The organism is Beijerinckiaceae bacterium (genome assembly GCA_004564215.1).
Classification (GTDB): Bacteria; Pseudomonadota; Alphaproteobacteria; order Rhizobiales; family Beijerinckiaceae; genus Methylocapsa.
Map to the genome: position 1 here is coordinate 1,769,724 of CP024846.1, position 24,192 is coordinate 1,793,915.

The window sequence follows — 24,192 nt, forward strand, 5'->3', positions numbered from 1 at the left end:
GGATCTTCGGGCGGCTTGGCTTCCTTATCAAACAAATATGCGAGGACCTTTGCATCGAAGACAACGATCAAGACCGTTTTCTTTCTTCGCCGTGGCGGTCAGTTTCCTCGCCCACCGGCTGCCAGTCACGTTTCGAAGAGCGCCCACGGCCTCCCCAAGCGGCTTGCCATCGAGGTCCTCGAAATGAGCGATCCTGACGCGCTTCAGTTCCCACCTTCCGTCCGCGCGCCGGCGCCCGTCCCTTCCCCGTGAAAGCGCTATACCTTCGGAGTAAATGGCGCCAGCTGGCGCGCCAGACATCTTATTTTTCAAATTGGTGCTAAAAAATTGGCGGAGGGAGCGGGATTCGAACCCGCGATACGGTTTCCCGCATACACACTTTCCAGGCGTGCGCCTTCAACCACTCGGCCACCCCTCCGCACGTTCGCCTGCCATGCGGATTCTAAGTTTCCCGCAAGTCCGCGCGGTTCCCAAGCATGCGAAGTGTCGCAACAAGGTGAACCGTGGACAACCAACCGCTCGCCGACAGCACAATGCGGCCCTGCGTCGATTCCGGCAAATACAGCCCGCGTCAGATAGTCCGCCGATCGGTCACCGTCAACTTGACATCTTCCGGGGCCGCCAATGGCTCAACTAACTGGCCGGCTTGCTTTGGCAGGCAGCCATGCAGAAACTGGTTGACCGCGACCTCGACGATCGCTTCGATCTCAACCTGGGTCGGCGGCTGACGCAGGCCGATCAAGCATTGCAGGCGCGCGGTCCCGGACACCATGTCCAGAAAATGATCCGCCGCAGCCTTGGTGTCGGACAGGCGCAAGACCCCGCGTTCGACCTGCCGATCGAAGAAATCGACCAGGAAGGCGCGGCTGCGGCCCGGACCGAGCGTCCAGAAGCGCTGCGCAAACTCGGGGATCCGCGGCGCCTCGGCGATTACCAGCCGGTTGAGGCTGAGGCATTCCGGAGACACGACAATGCGCAGATAACGCACGCCCACCTCCCGCAAAACAACGTCCGGCGCCCGAGAGGCCAATTGCTTCGGCGTCAGGCCGCGAAAAATCGTCTCGCAATTGTCGCTGACGATCGCTTCAAATAGGCCCTGCTTGCCGCCGAAAAGAGCATAAAGCGTCTGACGTGAGCCCCCCGACCGGGTGATCACATCATCCAAAGTGGCGTCGGCATAGCCTTTCTCATGAAAAACCTCCCGGGCCGCCGTGATAAAGGCTTCCCGCCGGGCGGTCAGTCGCTTGCCGGATGGCGGCGCGGCGCAATTTAGGTCTTCGGGGCTTGTTCTCATTCACAACCTGGTGAGTTGGGGACCCTTGCCTTGATATGTACTGTACGATACAGTACGTCAAGGATCTCCTTTTGGAGAGGTCTCATGGGCATTGTCGCGTTTGCGCTTCGTTATCGCCACACATTTTATGTGCTGGCCCTGATGATGATGTTTCTCGGCGGCAGTGCGATCCTCGCCACGCCGAAGGATATTTTCCCCAACATCAATATTCCGGTCGTCACGGTGATTTGGCAATACACCGGACTGACACCCGAAGAGATGGAACAACGGGTTACCACCTACAGCGAATATTCGATCAGCTCCAACGTGAGCGACATCCGCAATATCGAAAGCCAGACGCTCTCCGGCGTCGCGGTGGAAAAGATCTTTTTCCAGCCCAATGTGAATATCGACCTCGCGATCAGCCAGATCGTCTCGGCGTCCAATGCGATTCGCGCCCTGATGCCGACCGGCATTCAGCCGCCGGTGATTGTTCAATATAATGCGTCATCCGTGCCGGTTCTCCAACTCAGCCTGAGTTCGGACCAGCTCAACGAGCAGCAGCTTTACGATTACGGCATCTATCAGATGCGCCAGGCGCTGGCGCCGATCGCTGGCATTACCCTGCCCACGCCTTATGGCGGCAAATATCGGCAGATCATGGTGGACCTCGATCCCACGGCGCTCGCGGCGCGGGGCATCACGCCAAGCGATATTGTCGCGGCGGTGAATGCGCAGAGCCTGACCCTGCCTTCGGGCGACGCGAAGATGGGAGACACCCAATTCATCGTGCGCGTCAACAATGTCTCGCCCTCAATCGCCGCCTTGAACCGGGTTCCGATCAAACAAGTCGGCGGTACGACGGTTTACCTGTCGGACGTCGCTCATGTCAGGGACGGCTGGGCGGTCCAGCAGAACATCGTGCGCGCCAACTCCAAACATTCCGTGCTTTTGACCATCATCAAAAACGGCAATGCTTCAACCCTTGATGTGGTCAACAAGGTGAAGGCGGCGTTGCCGGAAATTCAAAAAGCCGCGCCGCCCGGCATGAAGATAGATATGCTGTTCGATCAGTCGGTGTTCGTGCAGAATGCCATCGAAGGGGTTTTGCACGAGGGCGCCATCGCGGCTGGATTGACGGCGCTCATGATGTTGATCTTTCTTGGCTCATGGCGGTCCATGCTGGTCGTGATGGTGGCCATTCCGCTATCGATCCTGACATCCATCGCGGTACTTTCCCCGCTTGGGCAGACGATCAACACCATGACGCTTGGCGGCTTGGCGCTGGCCGTCGGCATTTTGGTCGACGACAGCACCGTCACGATCGAGAACACCCACCGCCTGCTAGAGGAAGGAACGCCCTTCGACGAAGCGGTCTTGCAAGGCGCCGCGGGGATCGCGATCCCGACATTGATTTCGACGCTGGCGATTTGCTGCGTGTTCGTCTCCGTCTTCTTCTTGCAGGGAGCCGCGCGCTATCTGTTCACGCCGCTGGCGGAAGCCGTGGTTTTCGCCATGCTGGCATCTTATGTCATTTCGCGAACGCTGACCCCGATCATGATCGGGCTGCTGTTGCGCAAGGAACATGAGCAACAGGGCACCGATCCAGGTTGGCTCGGCCGCTTCCACGCCGGATTCAATGCGCGGTTCGATCGCTTCCGCAACTTTTATGGCTGGCTGCTGGCCGGTATTTTGCGGCGGCGCTTTCTGACCCCGGCCATCGCGACGCTGATCATCATCGGCGGCGGTTTTCTATTCAGTTTTGCCGGGACCGACTTTTTTCCAAGCGTTGACGCTGGCCTCATTCAGCTTCATGTGCGGGTCCCTGCCCGCACCCGGATCGAGCGCACGGAGCAAATCTTCCAGGCCGTCGAGGACAAGATCCGCACCGAGATCCCGCAGAAGAGTCTCCGCATGATCCTCGATAACATTGGGTTGCCCGCACGGACCTATAATCTCGCCTTTACCGATGGAAGCGCAATCGGTGTGAACGACGGCGTGATCCAAATCGAGCTCTCCGACGACCATGATCCAACGGCCGCGATCGTTGCCAATCTTCGCGCGAAACTCGCGACGGCCTTTCCCGATGTGCTCTTCTATTTCCAGCCGGCCGATCTCGTCACGCAGGTTTTGAACTTCGGCGTTCCGACGCAGGTCGATGTGCAAGTGCAAGGGGGCGACCGAGAAAAAAACAAGGAGATTGCCGCGCAGCTCCAAAGGAGAATGGCGAATATTGCCGGCCTGGTGGACGTGCATATTCAGCAAGAGCTGAACGCACCGGAATTATATTACACCATCGACCGCACCCGAGCCCAGGAACTCGGGCTGAACATGCAAAACGTCGCCAACAATCTCAACATCAGCCTGTCTTCCTCGGAGCAGGTCGCGCCGAATTTTTGGACCGACCCCAAAAACGGCATCCCCTATTTCATGGCCGTTCAAACCCCCGAATATAAGATCACCAACAAGAACCAGCTCGACAACACTCTGCTGGCGAGCGGCACCGACGTCAACGGAACTCCTATTCCGGGCCTCCTCGGCAATATCGCCACGGCGAAGCGCGTCTCCGTCCAATCCGTTTACAACCAGTCCAACATTCAGGCGGTCTATGACGTCTATGCAAGCGTCCAGAACAAGGATTTGGGGACCGCGGCCGTGGCGATTCAAAAGATCGTCGATGAGCTCCAGCCGCAGCTCAAGCCCGGCAATCATATCGTGATCAGAGGTCAGATCGGCAGCATGCAGGCGGCATTCAGCGATCTTAGCCTCGGGCTGATGTTTGCCGCTGTCTTTGTCTATATGCTGATGGTGGTGAATTATCAGAGCTTCCTCGACCCGCTTGCCGTCATCCTCGCTTTACCGGGCGCGGGCGTCGGAATTTTGCTGTTGCTGTTCGTGACCGGAACGACGCTCAGCGTCCCTTCGGTCATGGGCGCGATCATGGCCATCGGCGTTGCCTCGGCGAACTCGATTCTGCTTGTCACCTTCGCCCGCGAACAGCGTCAAGAGGGACTGAGTGAGTTCCAGGCGGCATTGTCCGCCGGCATCACAAGGCTTCGCCCGGTGTTGATGACCGCCGCCGCGATGATCGTGGGCATGATTCCCATGGCGATTGGAAGTCCTGGGGGCGAGCAAAATGCGGTTCTCGCCCGCGCCGTCATCGGCGGCGTCGCCGTCGGCACTATAACCACACTGTTGTTTGTGCCCTTCCTTTATTCGGTGATCGGCCGGTTTACGGGCCCGGTGACCGAGGTCCGCGGGAGGCTTTCCCCTCAAGGATCATTGCCATGAATTACCAGCCCGACGACCGTCTATTGCGCGATTATCAAAAGCCGAAGCCGGACGAAAAGCAGCGGCGCCGCCTGGCCCGCGTGATTGCGGTTTTTGCGCTTCTTATCCTTGCCGCGCTGGTTGGGTATGGAATCTGGAACGAATTCAAGCGCGGCGCGGACGCCAACGCGATTCTGGAAGCCCAAAAGACTGTCATCCCGTCCGTGCGGACCATGATAGTGCAGACGGAATCGCAACCCCGCATCCTGGAGCTGCCAGGCAGCATGGCGGCTTTTGATAGCGCGACGCTTCAGGCCCGCGCGACGGGCTATGTCGGTATCCGCAACGTCGATATTGGCAGCAAGGTCCGCAAGGGCGATGTGCTCGCCGTGATCGCGGCACCTGACCTCGATCAGCAGTTCGCCGAGGCGAAAGCACAAATCGTGCAGCTTGAGGCCGCGGTCCAATTGGCGCAGGCGAATTCGGATCTGGCCCGCGTCACAAATCAGCGCACCGCGCGCCTCCTGGCCCAAGGCTGGTCAAGTGCGCAGCAAGGCGACCAGGACCGGCTGACCGCCACCGCCCGCGATGCGGCGGTTTCAGTAGCCAAAGCCAATGTGGTCGCCCAGCAGGCCGTCGTGAACCGGCTGGCGCAACTGACCGCCTTCGAACAGATCACAGCTCCCTTCAATGGCGTGATCACCGGCCGGTTCATTGATGTCGGCAGCCTCGTGACCGCCGACGCGGCAAGCGGAACATCGATGTTCTCCATTGCACGTACCGACGTGTTACGGGTCCAGGTCTTTGTGCCGCAGACGGATTACTTCGGCATCAAGGACGGCGATCACGCGACGGTCACGGTTCCGGAGCTATTGAACCGGACCTTCGACGGCAAGGTTGCCCGCAACGCGCAGGCGCTTGCGGCGAACACCCGCACCCTACTGACCGAGGTCGACGTGGACAACAAGGCCGGCGAGCTGACCGCCGGACTTTATTGCATCGTCCATCTTCAAATCCGCCGTTCAAGCCCGGTCGTTCGCTTGCCCTCGCAGGCGGTGATTTTCAACAAGGAAGGTCTCAGCGCGGCGGTGGTCGTGGATGGCAAGGTACAGCTTCGCAAGATCGATCTGGAAGCGGACAATGGGGCTGACGTCGAGGTGCGGGCCGGGCTCGTGCCAGGCGACCAAGTCATTCTTAGCCCCCCGGTAAATTTGATCAACGGCGCGAGCGTGAAAGTCCCTTAGGGCAGCTCAATTTTTCGATGCCGGCGGCGTTTTGGATGTGAAGGTCCAGATCGCATAAGCGACAACGCCGATGATGAGCGTGCTGGCAATCTGCAGGACATTTGGATTTTCCAAAATGTAGTTTTTGATGCTTCTGAACATGGGTTGTCCTTGGATCCTTAAAGTCCGCCCTTCGCACCGCGTGAAACATATTGGTACGATCGGCGGATCAAGTCCAATCCCGGTTTTTTCGGAGGCTGACCATGGGTCGGCGACGCAACAGGCGCCAATCAGAATCCGCCGACCTTTTCAGTGAGCTTTTTGCGGATATCCGATGCTGTTTCGAGCAGGACGTCATTGGTGGCGAGTGCCTGGCTGATCTCTTCGGTCTTCGGGCTGGAGACGGTAAAAATGCTGATGTTGTCTTCTGTGATTTGCAGCTCCTTGCTCCTCACGATTTCTCCGACCAGGGCCCGCTGCGAAGCTTGGAGTTCATTGAGGCTGCAGTTCACTTTGGTCAAGCAGCCATTGATGGCTTTGACCGCCTTCTCGTGGTGATCGAGGACATCGAAAAGGCCGCACGTCGTTGCGTTGATCTTGTGCTCGAGCTCTGCCCCGCTCTCTTCCCTCGCGACTCTAAAAATGAAGGGAGCCGCGACGAGGGTCGCGCCGCATAACGCTAACAATGTTTCGGCAGCATGCAGGTCGATACGCCCCACCGCAGCGACGACAGCAATGGCAATGAGTACAACGCCCGCCAACGTGGGCAGTGCCTGTTTCCACATATCCGCCTCCCCGAATAGGCGCATCCAGCCTTATTTGATCGCGATGACCATCGAATCTGGTTCATCGAGATTTTCCACGCTCGTCTGCGAGAACCCCACCTCGCGCATCCAAGCCTGACAGTCGGCCCCGGTAAAGTCGAAGCCGCCGGCGGTCTCGATAAGCATGTTCAGGCTCATCAGGAGGCCGAAAGCATTTTCGCGCCGATCATCGTCAATCAGCGCTTCATAAACAATGAGTGCCCCGCCCTTAGGGAGCGCGGCATAAGCCTTGGCAAGCAGCAGACGCTTCTGCTCCAAATCCCAATCGTGCAGAATATGGCCCATGATGAGGACATCGGCGGCCGGCAGCGGGTCTGTGAAGAAATTCCCCGCCAGAAATTTCACGCGGTCGGAAATATTCTGCTTTGCAATGAATTCCGAAAAAACCGGTTTGACCTCGGGCAGATCGTAGCCGGCTCCGGTGAGATGCGGATGCGCGCGGGCCAACGTCGCCGCCACCATGCCTTGCGCAGTCCCGACATCGACGAAGCTCTTATAGTTCTTCCAAGGGAATTTGGCGGCGATTGCCTTGGCCGCACCAACGCTCACGCCACTCATGGCCGTTAGAAAGGAACGCAGCCGCTCAGGATCGGCATAGAGCGCGGCAAAAAAATCGCTCGTATTTTTGCCCTCGCTCTGATTCTGACCGGTTTTCAAAGCATCGGTCAAATGACCCCAAGAGCCGTAGAGCCGCGCATTGGCCATTTCCAAAAGGCCGCCGGCGTAGCTTGGCTTTCCCTTGTCGAGGAAAAGGTCGGTCTCCGCAGTGTTGCCGTACCGCCCCTCCTTCCGATCAAGCAGCTTGAGAGCGACTAGAGTGTCGAGGAAATCGCGGGCGGCGCGATCGTGCAAGCCAAGCCGGCGAGTCAAAGTCGGCAAATCCGCCGGGCCGTTGGCGAGCTCGGTGAAAACCCCTAGCTCGACGGCGCTCAACAGCGCCTTGGCTGCCCAGAATCCCAATCCGAGTTTGAAAATATTGGCCGGTGTAACGGCTTCGCTCACGACATTCCCCCTGGACGACCACGCCGCTCCGCCGAAATTTGCTGATTTTGGGCATCTGCTTGGTGCAGTCAGCCAAGCGGCAACATGTTTGGCAGGTGGTTATTTTACTATGGCAAGAGTGAGGCGACAGCTGAGCTCGTGAGAGGCTTGGGGTGTGGGCTGGCGCAAAGACGGGGGGTAGAGCAGCTGTGATTTAATGGATCGGTTTCCAGGGACGCGCAGCTATCTTTTGGGTGCCGTGGCAATCAGTTTGCGCAGCGTCGCAATGGTCGATTGATCCGCAATCCCATCGACGAGAACCGGCCGAAAATGGCGCTGAAAAGCGGTCACGGCCGCCTCGGTCTTGGCGTCGTAAAGGCCGTTGATATCGAGCCCGTATCCATAGGTCGCGAGCAAGTTTTGCAACGCTTCCACCTCGGGGCCATCGGCATCGCGTTGCAGACGCGGACCCTCTTCGATCGCGCAAGGCGCCACAAAATGGCCAATCCCTGCCTTGGCCAATTGCCCCCAAGGAAAATGCTCGCCGGGGTCGATCTTGCGATCCGGCGATACGTCCGAATGGGCCAGCACACGGTGGGGCGCGATGCGCCAGCGGGCGATAATATCCTGGCAGAGCGCGATGACGGCCTTGATCTGCGCCGAAGGATAGCTCGGCGACCCGCCGCGATGGCCCGGATTGGCGATTTCAATCCCGATCGACACATCGTTCATATCGTGCTCGCCGTGCCAAACCCCGCGGCCGGCATGCCAGGCGCGACGGCTCTCTTCCACGAGTTGCGTGAGGCGTCCATCTTCCCACACGAGATAATGGGACGAGACTTCCGTCACCGGATTGCAAAGCTGCTGCAACGCGGCCTCCGCGGTTGGAAGGCCGGTGTAATGCAGGAGTATTGAGTCCGGAGTCCTGCCTCCCTTGCGAACACCATGGTTGGGCGAGGGGTGGATCATCACGGGAAGAGTGCTGTCAGGTTTCAATAGCCGTAATACGCCGTGCATACCTGATTGCCATAAGCATCATAGCCGATCTGCGCGCAACGCGGCGGTGGTGGCGGCGGACGCCGGTAATAGCCAGGCGGCGGGGGTGGAGGCGGAGGCGCCGTTGTCGCGCCGACTATAGCACCCGTCGCCGCGCCAAGCGCGCCGCCCGCGAGGGCCGCACCTACGCCACCTCCGGTGGCCGCTCCGATCGCAGCCCCGGTCGCGCCACCAAGAGCAGCACCGCTCACGCCGCGCTGTTCCGGGGTGTAGCCGCAGCCTGTGAGAGCGATCGACGAGGTGAGGAGGATCGTCAATGGAAGAATCTTCTGCATGCCACATCCTAACATTCGTGCGCGTGCCACGGTCTGTCCAGACACTCCAGTCAATGCTCCGGGTCAAGACGAAAAATCGCGTCCCTGTTGTTGATTCAGCCCGGCGCGGCATTTGTAGCACGCAGGCCTTTCCAAATAGACAATTGACGAATCCGAGATAGCGCGCCTAAGTGGGACGCGCCAGTCGGCCGGGTGGCCGCCGCTTACAAAGCGGAGGAAAGTCCGGGCTCCATGGAGACACGGTGCCGGATAACGTCCGGCGGGGGAAACCCTAGGGAAAGCGCCACAGAAAACAAACCGCCAAGAGGTTCAAACCTCGCGGCAAGGGTGAAATGGTGCGGTAAGAGCGCACCGCGCGCATGGCAACATGAGCGGCATGGCAAGCCCCACCGGGAGCAAAACCGAATAGGGGCAACACAAGGCGTTTCTCGCCTGAGAAAATCCTTAGATCCGTCTCTGGATCGTTGCCCGGGTTGGTTGCTCGAGGCGGCCGGCAACGGTCGTCCTAGAGGAATGGCCACCACGCGCGCGATCACTCGCGGGCCATACAAAACCCGGCTTACAGGCCGGCTGGCGCCTTAGCGGCATGGCAAGCAAGCCAAGCTTGCGAACAAAAACCAGAGCCTTCCGCTTTCGGGGGATGACTCTGGTTTTGTTGTGATCCTCAACTGACCGCGCGGGACTAGGGCGGGATGAGGAAAAGTGGAACCCGGTTTTCCTCATCCCGCTCTAAATTTTTGGAATCGATCACGCTCATGATTTTGGATTGAATCAATCCAAAATCATCGTGATCTAGCGCAGCCGGCCAGCCGCATGCGCAAGCATGGTGTAGACCTTGCCCGTCTCCGACAGGAGATAAGTCTTAGTGACGGCTTCTCCGCCGGTATCGCCGCCGAGTTCTGCCAGCAGCCGTTCGAATTCTTGAATGTAACGGTCGATGGTCGCGTGAAACTCCGGATCGAGGCGATAGCGCCGGCGAACTTCATCGAAGGTTTGCGCCCCGCGACCGACATAGATCCGCCGTGAGAAGGCATTGGCTTCCCCACGACGATGGCGCTCCCAGGCGTCCGACACCGCGGCATGATCGATCAGGCGCGCAACATCGAGAGAGAAGGCATCGAGCGGTTGGGCGGCTTGCGTTGCTTTAGCAACCGCCTTCGGAGCGGGAACGGGCTCCTCGCTGTCGGCGCGGGCAAGGAGATCTGAGATCCAACCATTGCCGCGTTCGGGTGGCTTGGCCCCAGCCGCCGGGGGCCGGGCCGCGGGGCGCGGCTTTTGCGGCTCGGGCCGCTGTGGCTCTGGCGTACGCGGCGCTTCGGCCACATGGGCAGGCTCCGCTCGGCGGGATGCTGTCTGGGAACCAGCGCGTTCAGAAGCGAGCGGCGCCGGTTGCGAGACATCCAAGCCGCGCCCCGAGCGGGTTACGATGTCGCTCAATTCTTCGAGTGCCTTGATCTGGTCCGCCACGGCACGCCGCATCAGCGCGGCCTGTTGCGCGGTCTCCTGCGGCAAGTCGGTGGCGCCCCGGCGCAATGCCTCGCGGGTCGCTTCGAGTTCCTTGTGGATGTCGCGCGACATATTCCGGAGTTCCGCCGCCGCGGCTTGGAAGCGCTCGGTGGTTTGGCCGAAAATGCCATCGACTTCGGCATTGACCTGTTCGCAGGCCGCGCGCAACGCGGCTGCGGTCTGTTCGCGTTCCTGCGCGATGTTGGCCCGAATATCCGCAAATTGACGATCGACCATGCCACCCGTGGCCTGCGAAGTTTCGCTGAGGAATGCGTTGATGTCGCGGGCTTGCGTCGCGGCTTTCTCGAAGGAGTCCTCAAGCCGCCCCGCGAAGGACGTCATCATGCCTTCGAATTCTTCGCGCCGCTCCGTGATATTGGTGATGAGAGATTCGAGCGAGTCACGGCGGGCGGTCAGCATTTCATCGAGCTCACCCTGCGAACGCGAGAGTTCGCCTGCGGAACCCGCAAGGCTCTCCCGGTGCAGCACGATCGTTTCGGCAAGACTGCCGGCGTCGTCGATGGTCGCCCGCGTGGCCTGATTGAATTGGTTGATCTCGGCCACGACATGATCCAGCACCGAGCGGAAATCGTCCATGCGATCGCTCAGCGAATGTTCCGCAGCCGCGAAATCTGCCCCCGAGGATCCGATCGCCGCTTGCAGCGCGGTGCTTGTATTGACCAGGCGATCGATCACTTCGCTCATGCCGGTCCGCAATTTTTCATTGGTATCGACAAGCGCGCCGATCGAGGTCGAGGCGCTGTCTTCGATCACGCTGCGCAGCTGTTCCGAGGATTGCTCTATCGCCTCGGTGAGTTCGGTTTGCTTTTGCGCAAGATGCTGAGCGATGGCGTTGCCGCGGCCCTCGATCGTTTGGGTGACGATCTCGCCGAGGTTGGTCATTTCCTGCGCGATCTCGTTGCCGCGCGAGGAGAGAGTTTCGATCAGTTGGCCGCCGCGTGTTTCGAACAGCTCACGAAGATCTCCGGAACGTGCCGCCAGGGCCGCCTGCAAGGCCTGACCCCGCTGGCCGAGCGCACCATCGAGATCGGCAAGCCGGTTCGCTAGCGTCACGCTGATTTCGTTCACGCGTTCGACGAGGTTTTCGCCGATCTCGCCGGCGCGTCCCGCCAGTGTCCTGTCGAGATCCTCGACAGCCTGTGAAATCGTGTCCCTGATTTCCTCGGCACGTCCCGAGAGCATTTGCCCGAGGTGGCCGGTTTCTCGGTCGAGCGCGGAGTTGATGTTGCCGGTATGCAGACCGAGCGTTTCGTCGATCTCCTTGGTCCTGGCGGCCAAGGTGTCCGCAATGGCCCTGCCCCGCGCGTCGAGCTCGCCGGACACCGTGGCCAGCCGGCCGACCACGCGATCCTCGAATTCGGACACCCGGCCATCCAGCGTGTCGGCGATCGCCTCCGCCCGGCCCCCGAGCGCGGCATTGACCTCGTCGGCCTTGGCGGTGAACACCTCGGCAATCTCGGTGGAGCGAGCCGCCAAAGTGACGCTGATTTCCTCGGCCTTTTCGTCGAGCGACCGAATGATCCCGTCGCCGCCTTCGCCCAAGGCCCTGGCGATTTCGAGGGCTCTGCCCGTCAATGTCTCGCTGAGCATTTTCGCGCGTGAATCGAGGCCTTCGTCGACGCGCGAGATCAGCGTGTTGAGTGTTTGGCCGATCTCCTCCGCCTTGGCGGCGGTGCGGGATTCGAACGCTTCGATATGCGCTTCCAAGGTCGCAGCCGCTTCCTGCGCGCGCATGCCGAGCTTGTCATTGAGCTCGCCACCATGCACGGTCAGCGTGTTCTCAATCGAGCCCAGCCGGTCGGCCAAAGTCGCGGTAAACCGTCCAGCATGATCCACGAGGTTACTTGCGATGGTCCCGCCCTGCTCGATGACGGTCTCTTCGAACATCAGCAGCCGGCCAGCGAGGGCTTCATTCACCCGGTCGCTATGGGTGGTGATCGCGTTGATGGCCTCTTGCGCGGTTTGCACGAACCGATCGTTGAGATCGTTAGATTGATAACCAATCGAAGCGATCGCTTGCTGCGCGGTGACTTCGAAATTCTCGCGCAGAGCGCTGGTGTGATCCGCAAACGCGGTCACCGCGCCGGTTGCCGCCTCCGCGAGCCGCTCGCTCATTTCATCGGAATGGATCGTCAGGGCGCCGAGCGTCTCGTCGAGCGCGGTGGCAAGGCGTTCATGCAGCGCCTCGGCGTGGCCGGTAAAGACCTCCACCGAACGCTCCGCGGTTTTTTCAAGCCGCTCGCTCATAGTCTCCGAATGGCTCGACAAAGCACCGAGGGTTTCGCCAACGGTTGAATTCAAGCGCTCGTGGAGCGCTTCGACATGGCTAGTAAACTCCGTCACCGAATTTAGCGCGGTCGTCCCAAGCCGCTCGCTCATCGCCTCGGAATGGCTCGACAATGCATCCAGGGTTTCGCCGACGGTCGCATTGAGATGAGCATGGAGCGCCTCGGTGCGGCCGGTGAACACCTCGACGGATTGCTGCGCGGTCGCCTCCAGGCGTTCGCCCATTTCCTGCCAATGGTTGGACAGCGCGCCAAGCGTGTCGACACTTGTCGTGGAAAGCCTTTCGTGAAGCGCCTCGGTTTGGCTCGAAAAGGCCCGAAGCGTTTGCCCTGCGGTCGATTCCAGACGTTCGCTCAGCCGTTCGGAATGATCCGTCAAAGCCGCGAAGGTTTCATCGAGCGTCGCGGCGAGCCGTTCATTTAGGGCGCCGGTGTGGCTGGTCAGGGCAGCGACCGTATCTTGCCCTGTATGGGTCAGTTGCTCGTGCAGCTGCTCGGTATGATTGCTCAAGGCGGCGAGCGTATCTCCGACCGCGGTGGCGACTCGCTCGTGCAACGATTCGGTATGGCTGGTGAGCGTAGCGGCCGTCGTGTCGGCGGTCGCGGCGAAGCGTTGCTGGAGCTCCTCGCCATGCCGCTCGAACTGGGCGTGAAGTCTGGCCTGACGCTCGTCAAAAATGGTCGCCAGATTGCGGCTTGAATCTTCCAGGGACTCCCGCGCCTCAGTGGTGCGATCCTGGATCAGGCCGGCGATGCGGCCGCCCATTTCGGTAAGGCTTTCCTGCAGGCTGTTGCCTTGCACCGCGACAACATCGTGGAGGCGATCGCTGGTTTCGGCCAGGCGAATCGCAAGATTGTCGCCGCGCGCGAAAATCGTCTCGGCGATTCTTGTACCAGTCACGTCGATGCGTTGCGCAAGGGCGTCACCCCGGCTTTCGAGGTCGAGGACCAGCGTTTCCCTGGCATTCGACAAGCGCTGATCGATTTCCGCCACCCGGTCAGAAAGAATTTGCGCGATGCCATTGCTGGCGCCCGCGAGACTGGCGGCCGCTTCCTGGCCGGTCTGCGTCAGGCGCTTAACGAGATCATTGCTTTGAGAGGACAATTGCGCGGCGAGGTCATCGCGGCCTTGCCCCAGCGCGGTTTTGATCTCGTCTCCCTTGGAACTGAGCGAGGCGGTGACGCGGCCGGCGGCTTCCCCGACACTCTCTTCAAAACGGGTGGAGGCACGATCGAGATCCCGGGAGAGATTGTCATGCGCAAGCGCGATCGCCCCCCGCACCCGATCCGCATTGGTGAGAATGGATTCCCGCTCCGACGCTATTTCGTCGATCAGGGACCGAACGCGGCGCTCATTATCCGCATAGGACCGCTCCAGATTGGAAACTTCCGACCGCACGAGCGTTTCGAGTTCGCTCGCTCTTGCCAGAGCCCGTTCAATGCCGTCGCCCATTGAGGCGACTTCGCGCCGAATGGCCTGCGACAGCGTAACCATCTGTTCGGTGGCGATGGTTTCAGGCTCCGCCAGCCGCAGCGCGACTTCCGTCATGGACCGGGCCGCCAAGCGCATTTCCTGAACGCGCCGCACCAAGGTGACGGTCACCAGGACGAAAATGATCGGGCCGACAATGGTCATGAGGTAGAGCGCGGCTTCCGGCAACAAGGAGCCGGCGGGCAGCGCGAAGATGACCGAACGATTGGCAACGAGGTAGCCAAGAACCAGAATGACCCAAAGGCCCGAACAGGCGACGACGAGCGCCGTCGGAACGCCGCTCGACCGGCTTTGGAACGCGCGCAGAACTTCGCCGGCGGACTGGCGGTCATCATTGGCCGGGCGCACAGATGCGGTGGCCGCCGCGGCGCGCTCGACGGTGCGCGGATCGTTGGCGGCGAGCATCGCCCGCGTCTGATCGAATAAGCGATCCTCATCATTGCCGAGCGCCTCTGGCGGCTGCGGGCGTGCGGGTTCACGCGAGCGCCCCGGCTCGCTCGCGCGCTTTGAAGCGTCTCGCCGCGCCGCATTGGATCCGCGGTCGCCGGACAATCGATCTTTTGTTTTGTCCTTGCTCGGTGCGGGCTCTGCCGGTTCGGCGCCGAGATCGCCGGCGCGAAGGTTGAGCGCCTCTTCGATGGCTAAAAGCGCCGCAGCCGCAGGGTCTTGAGCCTGTTTGGAACTCGCCATGGATACCCCTTACAAACTCTATCTAGCGCGAGGGGCCAGGGCTCCCCGCCAATACGCCACCGAGCGGCCCCGGTCGGAACCGTTAACCAAAGCTTACTTTACAGCCGGAGCTCTGGGATTCAAACCGCTTGGCCAAAGCCATTTATAAACATCGTTAACGTGGCCATAGGCTTACACGCTAAAGAGGGCGCATTTTGGATAGGTTTGACCACTCGAATAGAATGGGGCGTCCGTCGGACAAGCGGCTTTTTTATGGCGATTGCCAAGGGTCAAGCCTGTATCCTCAGGCACGCCATTGCCCGCCGAAGGCGAGATCGCGCGGGACGCCATTACCAGATAGAAACAAAAATACATTCTATATCAATATGTTAATTGAAAGTTTAGAGTTCTTCAAGGCTGCCCTTGCCCTCGGAGTTTGCTGCTGTTAGAACCATTCTAACCCGACTCAGGGCACCGTGCCTGATGCTCGGGCTCCGCCAAATCGAGAAGGACGTAAACATGGCAGGGCTGAGTGGCAGCAAAACCGAATCCAATCTGAAGGATGCCTTCGCGGGCGAATCCCAGGCAAACCGGAGATATCTCTATTTCGCGCAAAAGGCCGACGTCGAAGGCTTTAACGACGTGGCCGCGGTTTTCCGTTCGACCGCCGAGGGTGAAACGGGTCATGCGCATGGTCATCTGGAGTTCCTGGAAGAAGTCGGCGATCCGGCGACCGGCCTCCCCATCGGCGAAACCTCAAAGAACCTGACCGCTGCCGTTGCGGGGGAAACCCACGAATACACCGACATGTATCCGGGAATGGCGCGCACCGCCCGCGAAGAGGGTTTTGGCGAGATCGCCGATTGGTTCGAGACGCTTGCCAAGGCGGAGCGCTCGCACGCGGGCCGCTTCCAGAAAGCTCTCGACGAACTGCCAAAGTAATGGCAAGGCCGCCCGTCATCAGAATGGGCGGCGGTTCGGTCTCGCATTGCCTTTTCAAGACAAGCTAGAGCGATGATTGCACCATGGGTCGAGCTCTCGGCCCATGGTTACTTCCGGCCAACCTGGCCGGCCGTCACCCTGTCGTTTTCTTTTTGAAGAAGTCTGCATCCCATGAGCGAAGGCGGCCTTGCGGCTCCGTCCCGACATCCGTTGGACTGGCAAAATCCGGACTTCTATGATGAGGCGAAGCTCGATGCCGAGATGCGGCGCGTGTTCGACATCTGTCACGGCTGCCGCCGCTGCTTCAACCTTTGCGACTCGTTTCCGCGCCTCTTCGATCTGGTCGATGCCGCCCCGAATGGCGAATTAGACACCGTCGCCAGCGCCGACTTCAAGCCGGTGGTGGACGCATGCACGCTCTGTGACATGTGCTACATGACGAAGTGCCCTTATGTTCCCCCGCATGAATTCAATCTCGACTTTCCGCATCTGATGCTCCGCTACCGCGCGATGGAAGCGAGCAAGGGCAAAATAAAGACCGCCGATCGCGAGCTCGCCAAGACCGATCGCAACGGCAAGCTTGCGCATTATCTGGCGCCTCTCGCCAATTGGGCCACGGACCGCGCCAGCAAATCCATGCGCGCCATTCTCGCAAAGGTCGCTGGACTTCATAAGGCGGCCTGGCTGCCCAAATACAGCTCGCAGAGCTTGGAGGCGCTCAGCCGCGAAAATCCGCCGGCTCTCAATCCGGACGCGCCGGCCCATGGCCGCAAAGCGGTGATCTACTCGACCTGTTTTTCCAATTACAACGACCCCAACATCGGGCTCGCAGCCCGCGCGGTGCTCGCCAAAAACGGTGTCGAGACGGAGGTCGTGCATCCGCATTGCTGCGGCATGCCGATGCTGGAGCAGGGCGAAATCGCGGAAGTGGCCAAGGCCGCCAAGATCGTGGCCGCGGCAATGCAGCCCTGGATCGAAAAAGGCTATGACGTCATCGCGCTCGTTCCGTCCTGCGCCTTGATGCTGAAACTCGAATGGCCTTTGATTTTGCCGCAGGACGAAGACATCAAGCGGCTGGCCCGGGCAACCTTCGATCTCAGCGAATATGTCGTTGGCATCGCCCGCAAGGAGGGGTTGGCGCCGGGACTGCTGCCGGTCGCTCCGGGCGGCATTGCCCTGCATATTTCCTGTCATTCGCGGGCACAGAACATGGGCCAAAAAGCGCGCGAATTGCTGAAGCTTTTGCCGGCTGTGAATTTGCAGGTCATCGAGCGCTGTTCTGGGCATGGCGGTGCCTGGGGCTATAAGGAACCGAATTTCGACACGGCGATGAAAGTGGGTGCGCCTGTGGCCCGGCAGGCCGCGGACAGCGGCAAAGCCGTGGTCACCTCGGAGTGCCCGCTCGCCGGCCTTCATATCGCGCAGGGGATCGATAAGATCCGTGGCGACAAACCCAAACCGCGCCTCGTCAGTCACCCGATCCAACTCATTGCGGAAGCTTACGAGCTCAACGACTGATGGGGCCAGCGACGGGTTGGCACAGAGTGTAATTTGTGGAGCAGGTCATGGACCGGAAGCATAATCTCACGGCCGCCGACATCCTGCCGATGGCCGAATATGGAAAGATCCGGGGCGAGTGCCGGCGCAAGATGTCCGAGCGCAAATGCAACCGACGGGCGGAGATCGGGCCCCACATCACCTTCTATTTCGAAAATTATGAAACCATGTGGATGCAGGTCCACGAGATGGTGTTTATCGAAAAAGGTGGCGCGGAGCAGATCGAGCAGGAGCTCGTGGCCTATAATCCGCTGATCCCCAAGGGCCAGGAACTGGTCGCGACCTTCATGATCGAAATCGACGATCCGGATCGGCGAAAGCGCGTTCTCGGCGGCCTCGGCGGGATCGAAAGCACTGCATTCATCGAGATCGGCGGCGAGCGCAGCCAAGGACGCCCGGAAGAAGATCAGGATCGGACCCGCGACGACGGAAAAGCCTCGGCGGTTCAGTTCGTGCACTTCCCATTGACCACCGCTCAAATCGCGCTGTTTCGGACCCCCAACGCGAAGGTGACCCTCGGCTTCACCCATCCCGCATACAGTCATATGGCGGTTCTGCCCGAAGCCATGCGGGCCGAGCTTTCGGGCGATTTCGACTAAACCGAAACTTGGCCACCCATCGTCAAGGACGATTGGTATCATTTAAACCATCGATTAGACCGATATGAAACGGGCGGTTATAGCTCCCTTCACGGTCGATGCAGCGGCATCGACGATCTCGAAAGGAGTTTCTAAATGGCTGCCATTGGTTCCAAAATTCCGAGCTTTTCCGTCGTCGGCGTCAAGCCGGGTTTTGAGGCGCATGAGGAAAGCGGTAACAGCGCCTTCGAGATCCTGACCGAAGCTAGCTTTCCGGGCAAATGGAAGGTCATCTTCTTCTATCCCAAGGATTTCACCTTCGTCTGCCCCACCGAGATCGCCGAATTTGCGCGTCTCAGCAAGGAGTTTGAGGACCGCGACGCGGTTGTGCTCGGCGGCTCCACCGACAATGAATTCGTCAAGCTCGCTTGGCGGCGCGCGCATAAGGATCTCGCCAAGCTTCCGATCTGGCAATTCGCGGATACGAACGGAACGCTGACCGACGGCTTGGGTGTCCGCTCGCCGGATGGCGTCGCCTATCGCTACACCTTCATCGTCGATCCAGATAACGTCATCCAGCATATTTATGCCAACAATCTCAATGTCGGCCGGGCGCCGAAGGATACTCTGCGCGTGCTGGACGCCTTGCAGACCGACGAGCTTTGCCCCTGTAACCGCGAGGTCGGCGGCGACGTCCTCCAGGTTGCTTGAGGCGCCCATGTCGATCGAAAGCCTGAAGGATAATATTCCCGACTTCGCCCGCGATGTCCGGCTGAACCTATCCGCCATCGTCAACGACGACACGCTCGGCAAGGAGTCCAAATATGGGCTGCTTCTCGCCTGCGCGATCGCCACCCGCAACCCAGAGGTGGCACAGGCTTTCGATCAAGATGCGGCGCTGCATCTCCCCTCGGCGGCGCGCGATGCCGCACGGGCGGCAGCCGCCATCATGGCGATGAACAATGTCTATTACAGATTTGTTCATCTGGCCTCGAACAAGGCCTATCGGACAATGCCGGCAAAGCTGCGCATGTCGGTGATTGGAAGTCCCGGCGTCGCCAAGACCGACTTCGAGCTTTGGTGTCTGGCGGTCTCGGCGATCAATGGTTGCGGCGCCTGCATCGACGCGCATGAAAAGGTTTTGGCGGAGGCGGGTACGACGTCGGAAGCAATTCAGTTCGCGCTGCGCTGCGCCGCAATCGTTCAATCCGTGGCCGTGGCTCTTGAGGCCTCGCGGCTTTCGGCTGCCTGAACGTAGACGCCGGAATCATCCAGCGGCTGTGCGACGCCTTTGGGGATGCTCTGCCGGATCAGATTAGCGAGAGCCAGCAGGGCCGGCCGGCGCGGGTTGGTCCTGCGCGAAATCAGGCGTACACGCCGCGAGGCGGGCGCCCCGTCGATCCGGCGCGCGGTGAGGGTTCCTGGCAGCCCATGCGGTTCAAGAAGCGCCAGACCGGGTGCCAGGGTCATGCCGTAGCCGGCCGCGGCCATGTGGAGAAGGGTCTGGAGGCTGGTCGCCCGCATGTCGGCCATGGCATCCTCGCCCAGATCCGGATGGTGGCAGAGTTCGAGTGCCTGATCGCGGAGGCAATGCCCGTCCGCGAGGAGCAGAAGGCTCTGGGGATCGATGTCCGCGGCGGCGACACTCGGCCGCCCGGCAAGCGGATGATCTTCCGGCAGAACCAGGAAGAACGGCTCGTCGAACAGATCCGCGCTCTCGAGCCCAGGCGATTCCGGATCGGAGGCGATAATGGCGGCGTCGAGCCGGCCTGACACCACGAGGTCGATGAGCCGTGAGGTCAAATCCTCGACGAGAAGCAAGGGCGTCGCCGGCATCATCCGGCGTGCACGCGGCAGGACGAAAGGCATCAGATAGGGGCCGAGCGTGGGAATAACCCCGAGGTGCAGCGGCCCGATCATCGGGTCGCGGCAGGCCTTGGCGCAAGCGAGGAGATCGTCGGCAGCGGCGATCGCCCGTCGGGCATGTTCCAGGATTTGCTCGCCCGCCGCGGTGGTCGCAATCGATTTGCCGACCCGCTCGAAAATACCAACCCCAAGTTTTTCTTCCAGTTTCAAAATCTGGCCGCTTAGGGTCGGCTGGCTGACATGGCAGGCCGTCGCGGCGCGGCCGAAGTGGCCGAGATCGGCGACGGCAACAATGTAACGGAGATCACGCAGGTTCATTCAATCGTGCTATCAAATCATAATCTTTAAAACAATCGGTCCAGCCTATGAAAGGCGGCCGAAGCGGCAGTTGTCGTCCGCGCGATGCATAGGGAAACCGCGCCCGGATGTGTGGCCGGGCGGCTCGGCCCGAGCCCATAGGGTCAGTAGACGCCTTTTCGGGCGATAACTGCGCCGACCGTGCGCAGCAAGATGATGAGATCCGTCGAGAACCGCCAATAGCGCACATATTCAGCATCGAGCTCGATCCGCCGGTCGTAGCTGCAGTCGCTGCGGCCGCTGATCTGCCAAAGCCCGGTCAAGCCAGGTCTCGCCGATAGATAGAGGCCGAGCTTGTCTCCATAGCGCGCCATTTCGGACGGTACGATCGGACGCGGCCCGACCAGACTCATATCGCCACGAAGCACATTGATCAGCTGAGGCAGCTCATCAAGGCTGGAGTGCCGCAAGAACCGCCCCCAGGGCGTGATGCGGGGGTCGTTCGGCAGTTTTTGCGTGCGCTCCCAAATATCGCGGATCTCCGGGTCGGACGCCAACAGTGCTTTCAGCACCTCGTCCGCGCCCACGACCATCGATCGGAATTTAAGACATTTGAAGCGGCGTCCGCAGTGTCCAATCCTTGTGTGCGGATAGATCACCGGGCCGGGGTCCAAAAGTTTCATAGCGAGTGAAACGAAGACAATGAGGGGAACGATACAAATAATGATCAGCGATGCGGCGACTATATCGAAAAGCCGTTTTGCGGGTCCGCCTACAATTACCCGTCGGCTGCCCAAACTAGACCGCTGTAACTGCCTCCGCAGTATTGTGAACCCAGCATCTAACATATACATTCCTCGTCAAATTGAAGTAATAATTCGTCGTTGCTGCCTAGCGCCTCCTCCTAGACGTCAATTATTGTTGGCTTTTTAGTTGTTTAACTTCTGGATTTAAGTTTTATCCAGACCGGCCGCCGGCACCTGGCCCGATACAATGAGGGCTTGCTCGCGGGCCGCGCGATTCCAGCGCCGACGGGCCGCCAAGACGAGTTTGTTGGCTTTCGATCGATGCGCGATCAACCTCAGACCCGCGATGCTGAGGTCTTCCGGGGCCCGTTCGGAAAGGAAGTCGGCCGGTGCGCAAAACTCAACATTATCCGTACTTTCATTCGGCATATTCGCTGGCATGACAGTACCCCGCGAGGTTCAATGAAAATGCTGGATCCAATCATTCTTGATGGTCTCGTCGGTCGGCTCACGAATGTCGGTTTTGGTCTCTCGGAAGTGGCTCAAAAAGTCAGCCAGGGCTCCAAAGAGGTAGCCGAACGTAAGACAGACGATGACAATGACGACGCCCCAGAACGTCTCGAGCCAGCCGGGTTTCGTCCAAGCCGAAAAGCCGAGAATGAGGGAGATCGAAACCAAACCTATCGGTACGAGAGCCAAGACATTCAGAAATTGCCCGACCGCGAAGGCGACCAAAACACTCGCAATTTGAATAAAGTGCATGCCGCCTACTTTCCGCCGGACCGCTTCAGAATGAGATCTTAACACTGATTTATGACAAATATTATTATTTATATAGTGCGGTAAAAATGTGGCTATGTAAAGCATTTACTCTCGCACCCAAGCCGTTCGGCGCCGCGCAAGCCCTTGCCAAGCGCTCGGCCGACCCCTAAGGCAATCGGCGGCGGCACTTAGGCCCAATCGGGCGTCTCAAGGCAGGCGCCCATCAATGCGAGAATGACCGGCGACATGGCGATTGAACGAACCTTTTCCATCCTCAAACCCGACGCGACGCAGCGAAATCTGACCGGTGCGATCAATGCCTTGATCGAGAAGGCGGGGCTTCGGATCGTCGCGCAAAAGCGCGTCAGAATGACGCGCGGCCAGGCCGAGGTCTTTTACGCGGTTCACAAGGCTCGTCCGTTCTTCGGCGAACTCGTCGAAACGATGATCGCCGGGCCTGTCGTCGTGCAGGTGTTGGAAGGCGAAGACGCAATCCAAAAATATCGGGATGTGCTGGGCGCGACGGATCCGGCCAAGGCCGCACCCGGCACTATCCGCAAGGAATTTGCGCTCTCCCTGGGCGAGAATTCGGCGCATGGATCGGACGCGCCCGAAACCGCTGCCATTGAGATCGCACAATGGTTTTCCGGCAACGAAATCGTCGGCTAACGGCGAGCCACCAAACAGGGCGGCGATGGCTAGTCGGGAAACGGAACCCGCAACGGAGCGGGCGGCGAGGATGGCTCGCCGCAAAACACCCGATTGCCTTGAACCCGCGCTCGGCCCTCCGCCACGCAGGCCAGCGCCGCCGGATAAAGCAGATGCTCTTGCGCAAGTACCCGCGCGGCAAGCGAGGCCGGTGTGTCCGAATCGAGCACTGGAACCGCCGCCTGCCCGATAATCGGACCTTCATCCATGGCTGGCACCACGAAATGCACGGTGCAGCCATGGATTTTCACCCCGTCCGCCAAGGCCCGCTCATGGGTGTTTAAACCGCGGTAGGCCGGCAAAAGGGCTGGGTGAATATTTAGCAGCCGCTCCCGCCATTGACCCACGAACCAGGGGGTCAACATCCGCATGAATCCGGCAAGGCAAATGAGCTCGATTCGATGCAGATCGAGCAGCACCTGCATGGATCGTTCGAATTCCTCACGTCCGGCGTAGATCTTGTGCTCGACCACGGCGCACGCAATCCCATGCTCCTTGGCAAAAGCCAATCCGGCAGCATCCGGGCGGTTTGAGACGACAAGAACAATTTCCGCCGGATAGAAGGGGCTGCGGGCGCGCTCGATCAAGGCGCGCATGTTGGAACCGCGCCCGGAAATAAGGATCGCTGTGCGGGTGCGTCGCAAGGTCACAACGCGAGCTGCCCGGAACAGATGACCCGCGCGCCCTCCTCGGCCGCAACCACCTTTCCTAGAGGGATCGGGTCTTCGCCCGCGGCCCTGAAAGCCTTCAAGACTTCAGCGCTGTGGCCTGCCTCCACAATCAAAACCATTCCAATGCCGCAGTTGAACGTCCGCAACATTTCCCGCTCCGCAAGGGCGCCCTCCGCCGCAAGCCAGCCGAAGACCTTGGGAACCGGGATTGCCGAGAGATCGAGTTCGACGCCAAGGCGGGGTGGCAGAACGCGCGGCACATTATCCAAAAAGCCGCCCCCGGTGATATGAGCCAAGGCCTTGATGCCCTCCGTTTCCGCCAACGCCTGCAATATGGGCCTCACATAGATGCGGGTCGGCGTGAGCAGGGCTTCGGCGAGGGTTTTTTCTGGCGCGAAAGCCGCAATGGCAGACCAGGCTAGCGAATTTTGTTCGAGGATTTTGCGGACCAGGGAAAAACCATTCGAATGGAGACCCGACGACCGCAAGCCGAACAATTGATCGCCTGCCTTGATGTCCGCCCTTGGCAACAGCCTGCCCCGTTCGACGGCGCCGACCGCAAAACCCGCGAGATCATAATCGGCGTTCGCGTAGAGGCCCGGCATTTCAGCGGTCTCCCCGCCAATCAAGGCAGCGCCCGCCTCGATGCAGCCCCGGGCGATCCCTTCGACCACCTGCGCGGCGGCGTCGGGATCGAGCCGTCCGGCGGCATAATAATCGAGGAAGAACAGCGGCTCGGCCCCCTGCACGACGAGGTCGTTGACGCACATCGCGACGAGATCGATCCCAATCGTGTTATGGATGCCGCTTTCGATGGCCACTCTGACCTTTGTGCCGACGCCGTCATTGGCGGCGACCAGGATCGGATCCACAAAGCCCGCGGCCTTGAGATCGAACAGACCGCCGAAGCCGCCGATTTCCGCATCGGCGCCGCGCCGCCGCGTTGCCCGCACAAGCGGCTTGATTTTTTCGACCATGGCGTTGCCGGCATCGATATCGACGCCGGCGTCGGCATAGGTAAGGCCATTCTTTTTCGTCATGTCGGTCCAGGCCGCAGCCACCGCGAGGTCTTTTTAGACGTCACGAGCTGTAGGAGAATTTTAGCGTATTGAATCAACGCCCATGTCAACTCGGGGAAGCAGTTTTGCTGGCAAAAGCCCTAGAGCACAGGTTTCAAGGCATTCGCAGAT

The 24,192-nt window shown here is 60.1% G+C and carries 22 protein-coding genes, 1 tRNA gene and 1 other RNA gene; 9 read left to right on the forward strand and 15 right to left on the reverse strand.

What is annotated here, in order from left to right; translation table 11 throughout:
* Window positions 1-27: 27 nt before the first annotated feature.
* From CU048_08395 to CU048_08405, 3 genes are all read right to left on the reverse strand, one after another.
* Complete coding sequence (locus CU048_08395) at window positions 28-300, reverse strand: hypothetical protein (protein ID QBR71300.1); 273 nt, start codon at window positions 298-300, stop codon at window positions 28-30.
* Window positions 301-328: 28 nt separating this feature from the next.
* Window positions 329-418 (reverse strand) — tRNA-Ser (locus tag CU048_08400).
* Window positions 419-571: 153 nt separating this feature from the next.
* Entirely contained in the window at window positions 572-1,294 is a 723-nt protein-coding gene (locus CU048_08405; GenBank protein ID QBR71301.1) for a TetR/AcrR family transcriptional regulator, read from the reverse strand.
* 84 nt (window positions 1,295-1,378) lie between these two features.
* On the opposite strand from CU048_08405, the gene CU048_08410 reads away from it, so the two are divergent.
* Together CU048_08410 and CU048_08415 are read left to right on the forward strand one after the other, a co-directional pair.
* Window positions 1,379-4,564: an RND transporter gene (locus CU048_08410; GenBank protein ID QBR71302.1), complete on the forward strand. Its 3,186-nt coding sequence runs from the start codon at window positions 1,379-1,381 to the stop codon at window positions 4,562-4,564.
* A complete protein-coding gene (locus CU048_08415) occupies window positions 4,561-5,787 on the forward strand; it encodes an efflux RND transporter periplasmic adaptor subunit (GenBank protein QBR71303.1) in 1,227 nt (408 codons plus the stop codon). Before CU048_08410 ends, CU048_08415 begins: the two co-directional genes overlap by 4 nt.
* 269 nt (window positions 5,788-6,056) lie before the next feature.
* On the opposite strand, the gene CU048_08420 is transcribed toward CU048_08415, so the two are convergent.
* The 4 genes from CU048_08420 to CU048_08435 all read right to left on the reverse strand — a co-directional run bounded on the left by CU048_08420 (window position 6,057) and on the right by CU048_08435 (window position 8,902).
* A complete protein-coding gene (locus CU048_08420; protein ID QBR71304.1) occupies window positions 6,057-6,575 on the reverse strand; it encodes a hypothetical protein in 519 nt (172 codons plus the stop codon).
* 6 nt (window positions 6,576-6,581) lie between these two features.
* Window positions 6,582-7,592, reverse strand: a complete 1,011-nt coding sequence (locus CU048_08425) for a methyltransferase (protein ID QBR71305.1) — start codon at window positions 7,590-7,592, stop codon at window positions 6,582-6,584.
* A gap of 222 nt (window positions 7,593-7,814) precedes the next feature.
* Entirely contained in the window at window positions 7,815-8,540 is a 726-nt protein-coding gene (locus CU048_08430; GenBank protein QBR71306.1) for an N-acetylmuramoyl-L-alanine amidase, read from the reverse strand.
* Between the two features lie 23 nt (window positions 8,541-8,563).
* Window positions 8,564-8,902 (reverse strand): hypothetical protein, encoded by a 339-nt coding sequence (locus CU048_08435; protein QBR72773.1) that lies wholly within the window; start codon window positions 8,900-8,902, stop codon window positions 8,564-8,566.
* A gap of 180 nt (window positions 8,903-9,082) precedes the next feature.
* On the opposite strand from CU048_08435, the gene rnpB reads away from it, so the two are divergent.
* Window positions 9,083-9,480, forward strand: an RNA gene (gene rnpB, locus CU048_08440) — RNase P RNA component class A.
* A gap of 214 nt (window positions 9,481-9,694) precedes the next feature.
* On the opposite strand, the gene CU048_08445 is transcribed toward rnpB, so the two are convergent.
* A complete protein-coding gene (locus CU048_08445; GenBank protein ID QBR71307.1) occupies window positions 9,695-14,896 on the reverse strand; it encodes a hypothetical protein in 5,202 nt (1,733 codons plus the stop codon).
* A 171-nt stretch (window positions 14,897-15,067) separates the two neighbouring features.
* Window positions 15,068-15,250, reverse strand: a complete 183-nt coding sequence (locus CU048_08450; GenBank protein QBR71308.1) for a hypothetical protein — start codon at window positions 15,248-15,250, stop codon at window positions 15,068-15,070.
* A 144-nt stretch (window positions 15,251-15,394) separates the two neighbouring features.
* Here CU048_08450 and CU048_08455 point away from each other — a divergent pair, with 144 nt between their 5' ends.
* The 5 genes from CU048_08455 to CU048_08475 all read left to right on the forward strand — a co-directional run bounded on the left by CU048_08455 (window position 15,395) and on the right by CU048_08475 (window position 19,204).
* The gene (locus tag CU048_08455) at window positions 15,395-15,817 is read left to right on the forward strand and encodes a rubrerythrin (GenBank protein QBR72774.1); all 423 of its coding nucleotides are present in this window, start codon (window positions 15,395-15,397) and stop codon (window positions 15,815-15,817) included.
* A gap of 171 nt (window positions 15,818-15,988) precedes the next feature.
* Window positions 15,989-17,335, forward strand: a complete 1,347-nt coding sequence (locus CU048_08460) for a glycerol-3-phosphate dehydrogenase (GenBank protein ID QBR71309.1) — start codon at window positions 15,989-15,991, stop codon at window positions 17,333-17,335.
* Between the two features lie 47 nt (window positions 17,336-17,382).
* Window positions 17,383-17,973: a DUF3501 domain-containing protein gene (locus CU048_08465; protein QBR71310.1), complete on the forward strand. Its 591-nt coding sequence runs from the start codon at window positions 17,383-17,385 to the stop codon at window positions 17,971-17,973.
* 135 nt (window positions 17,974-18,108) lie between these two features.
* Window positions 18,109-18,663 (forward strand): alkyl hydroperoxide reductase, encoded by a 555-nt coding sequence (locus CU048_08470; protein QBR71311.1) that lies wholly within the window; start codon window positions 18,109-18,111, stop codon window positions 18,661-18,663.
* 7 nt (window positions 18,664-18,670) lie between these two features.
* Window positions 18,671-19,204 (forward strand): alkyl hydroperoxide reductase, encoded by a 534-nt coding sequence (locus tag CU048_08475; protein ID QBR71312.1) that lies wholly within the window; start codon window positions 18,671-18,673, stop codon window positions 19,202-19,204.
* Here the strand turns inward: CU048_08475 and CU048_08480 are convergent.
* The 4 genes from CU048_08480 to CU048_08495 all read right to left on the reverse strand — a co-directional run bounded on the left by CU048_08480 (window position 19,156) and on the right by CU048_08495 (window position 21,623).
* Entirely contained in the window at window positions 19,156-20,136 is a 981-nt protein-coding gene (locus CU048_08480; protein QBR71313.1) for a LysR family transcriptional regulator, read from the reverse strand. The genes CU048_08475 and CU048_08480 overlap by 49 nt on opposite strands.
* Before the next feature lie 143 nt (window positions 20,137-20,279).
* Window positions 20,280-20,969, reverse strand: a complete 690-nt coding sequence (locus CU048_08485; GenBank protein QBR71314.1) for an exopolysaccharide biosynthesis protein — start codon at window positions 20,967-20,969, stop codon at window positions 20,280-20,282.
* 96 nt (window positions 20,970-21,065) lie between these two features.
* Entirely contained in the window at window positions 21,066-21,302 is a 237-nt protein-coding gene (locus CU048_08490) for a hypothetical protein (protein QBR71315.1), read from the reverse strand.
* Window positions 21,303-21,320: 18 nt separating this feature from the next.
* Window positions 21,321-21,623, reverse strand: a complete 303-nt coding sequence (locus tag CU048_08495) for a hypothetical protein (GenBank protein QBR71316.1) — start codon at window positions 21,621-21,623, stop codon at window positions 21,321-21,323.
* 246 nt (window positions 21,624-21,869) lie between these two features.
* Between CU048_08495 and CU048_08500 the strand changes: the two genes are divergently transcribed.
* The gene (locus tag CU048_08500) at window positions 21,870-22,292 is read left to right on the forward strand and encodes a nucleoside-diphosphate kinase (protein ID QBR72775.1); all 423 of its coding nucleotides are present in this window, start codon (window positions 21,870-21,872) and stop codon (window positions 22,290-22,292) included.
* 29 nt (window positions 22,293-22,321) lie between these two features.
* Here the strand turns inward: CU048_08500 and CU048_08505 are convergent, their stop codons facing one another.
* Together CU048_08505 and CU048_08510 are read right to left on the reverse strand one after the other, a co-directional pair.
* Entirely contained in the window at window positions 22,322-22,981 is a 660-nt protein-coding gene (locus tag CU048_08505) for a phosphoribosylglycinamide formyltransferase (protein ID QBR71317.1), read from the reverse strand.
* Window positions 22,978-24,042 (reverse strand): phosphoribosylformylglycinamidine cyclo-ligase, encoded by a 1,065-nt coding sequence (locus CU048_08510; GenBank protein ID QBR72776.1) that lies wholly within the window; start codon window positions 24,040-24,042, stop codon window positions 22,978-22,980. Before CU048_08510 ends, CU048_08505 begins: the two co-directional genes overlap by 4 nt.
* Window positions 24,043-24,192: the final 150 nt, after the last annotated feature.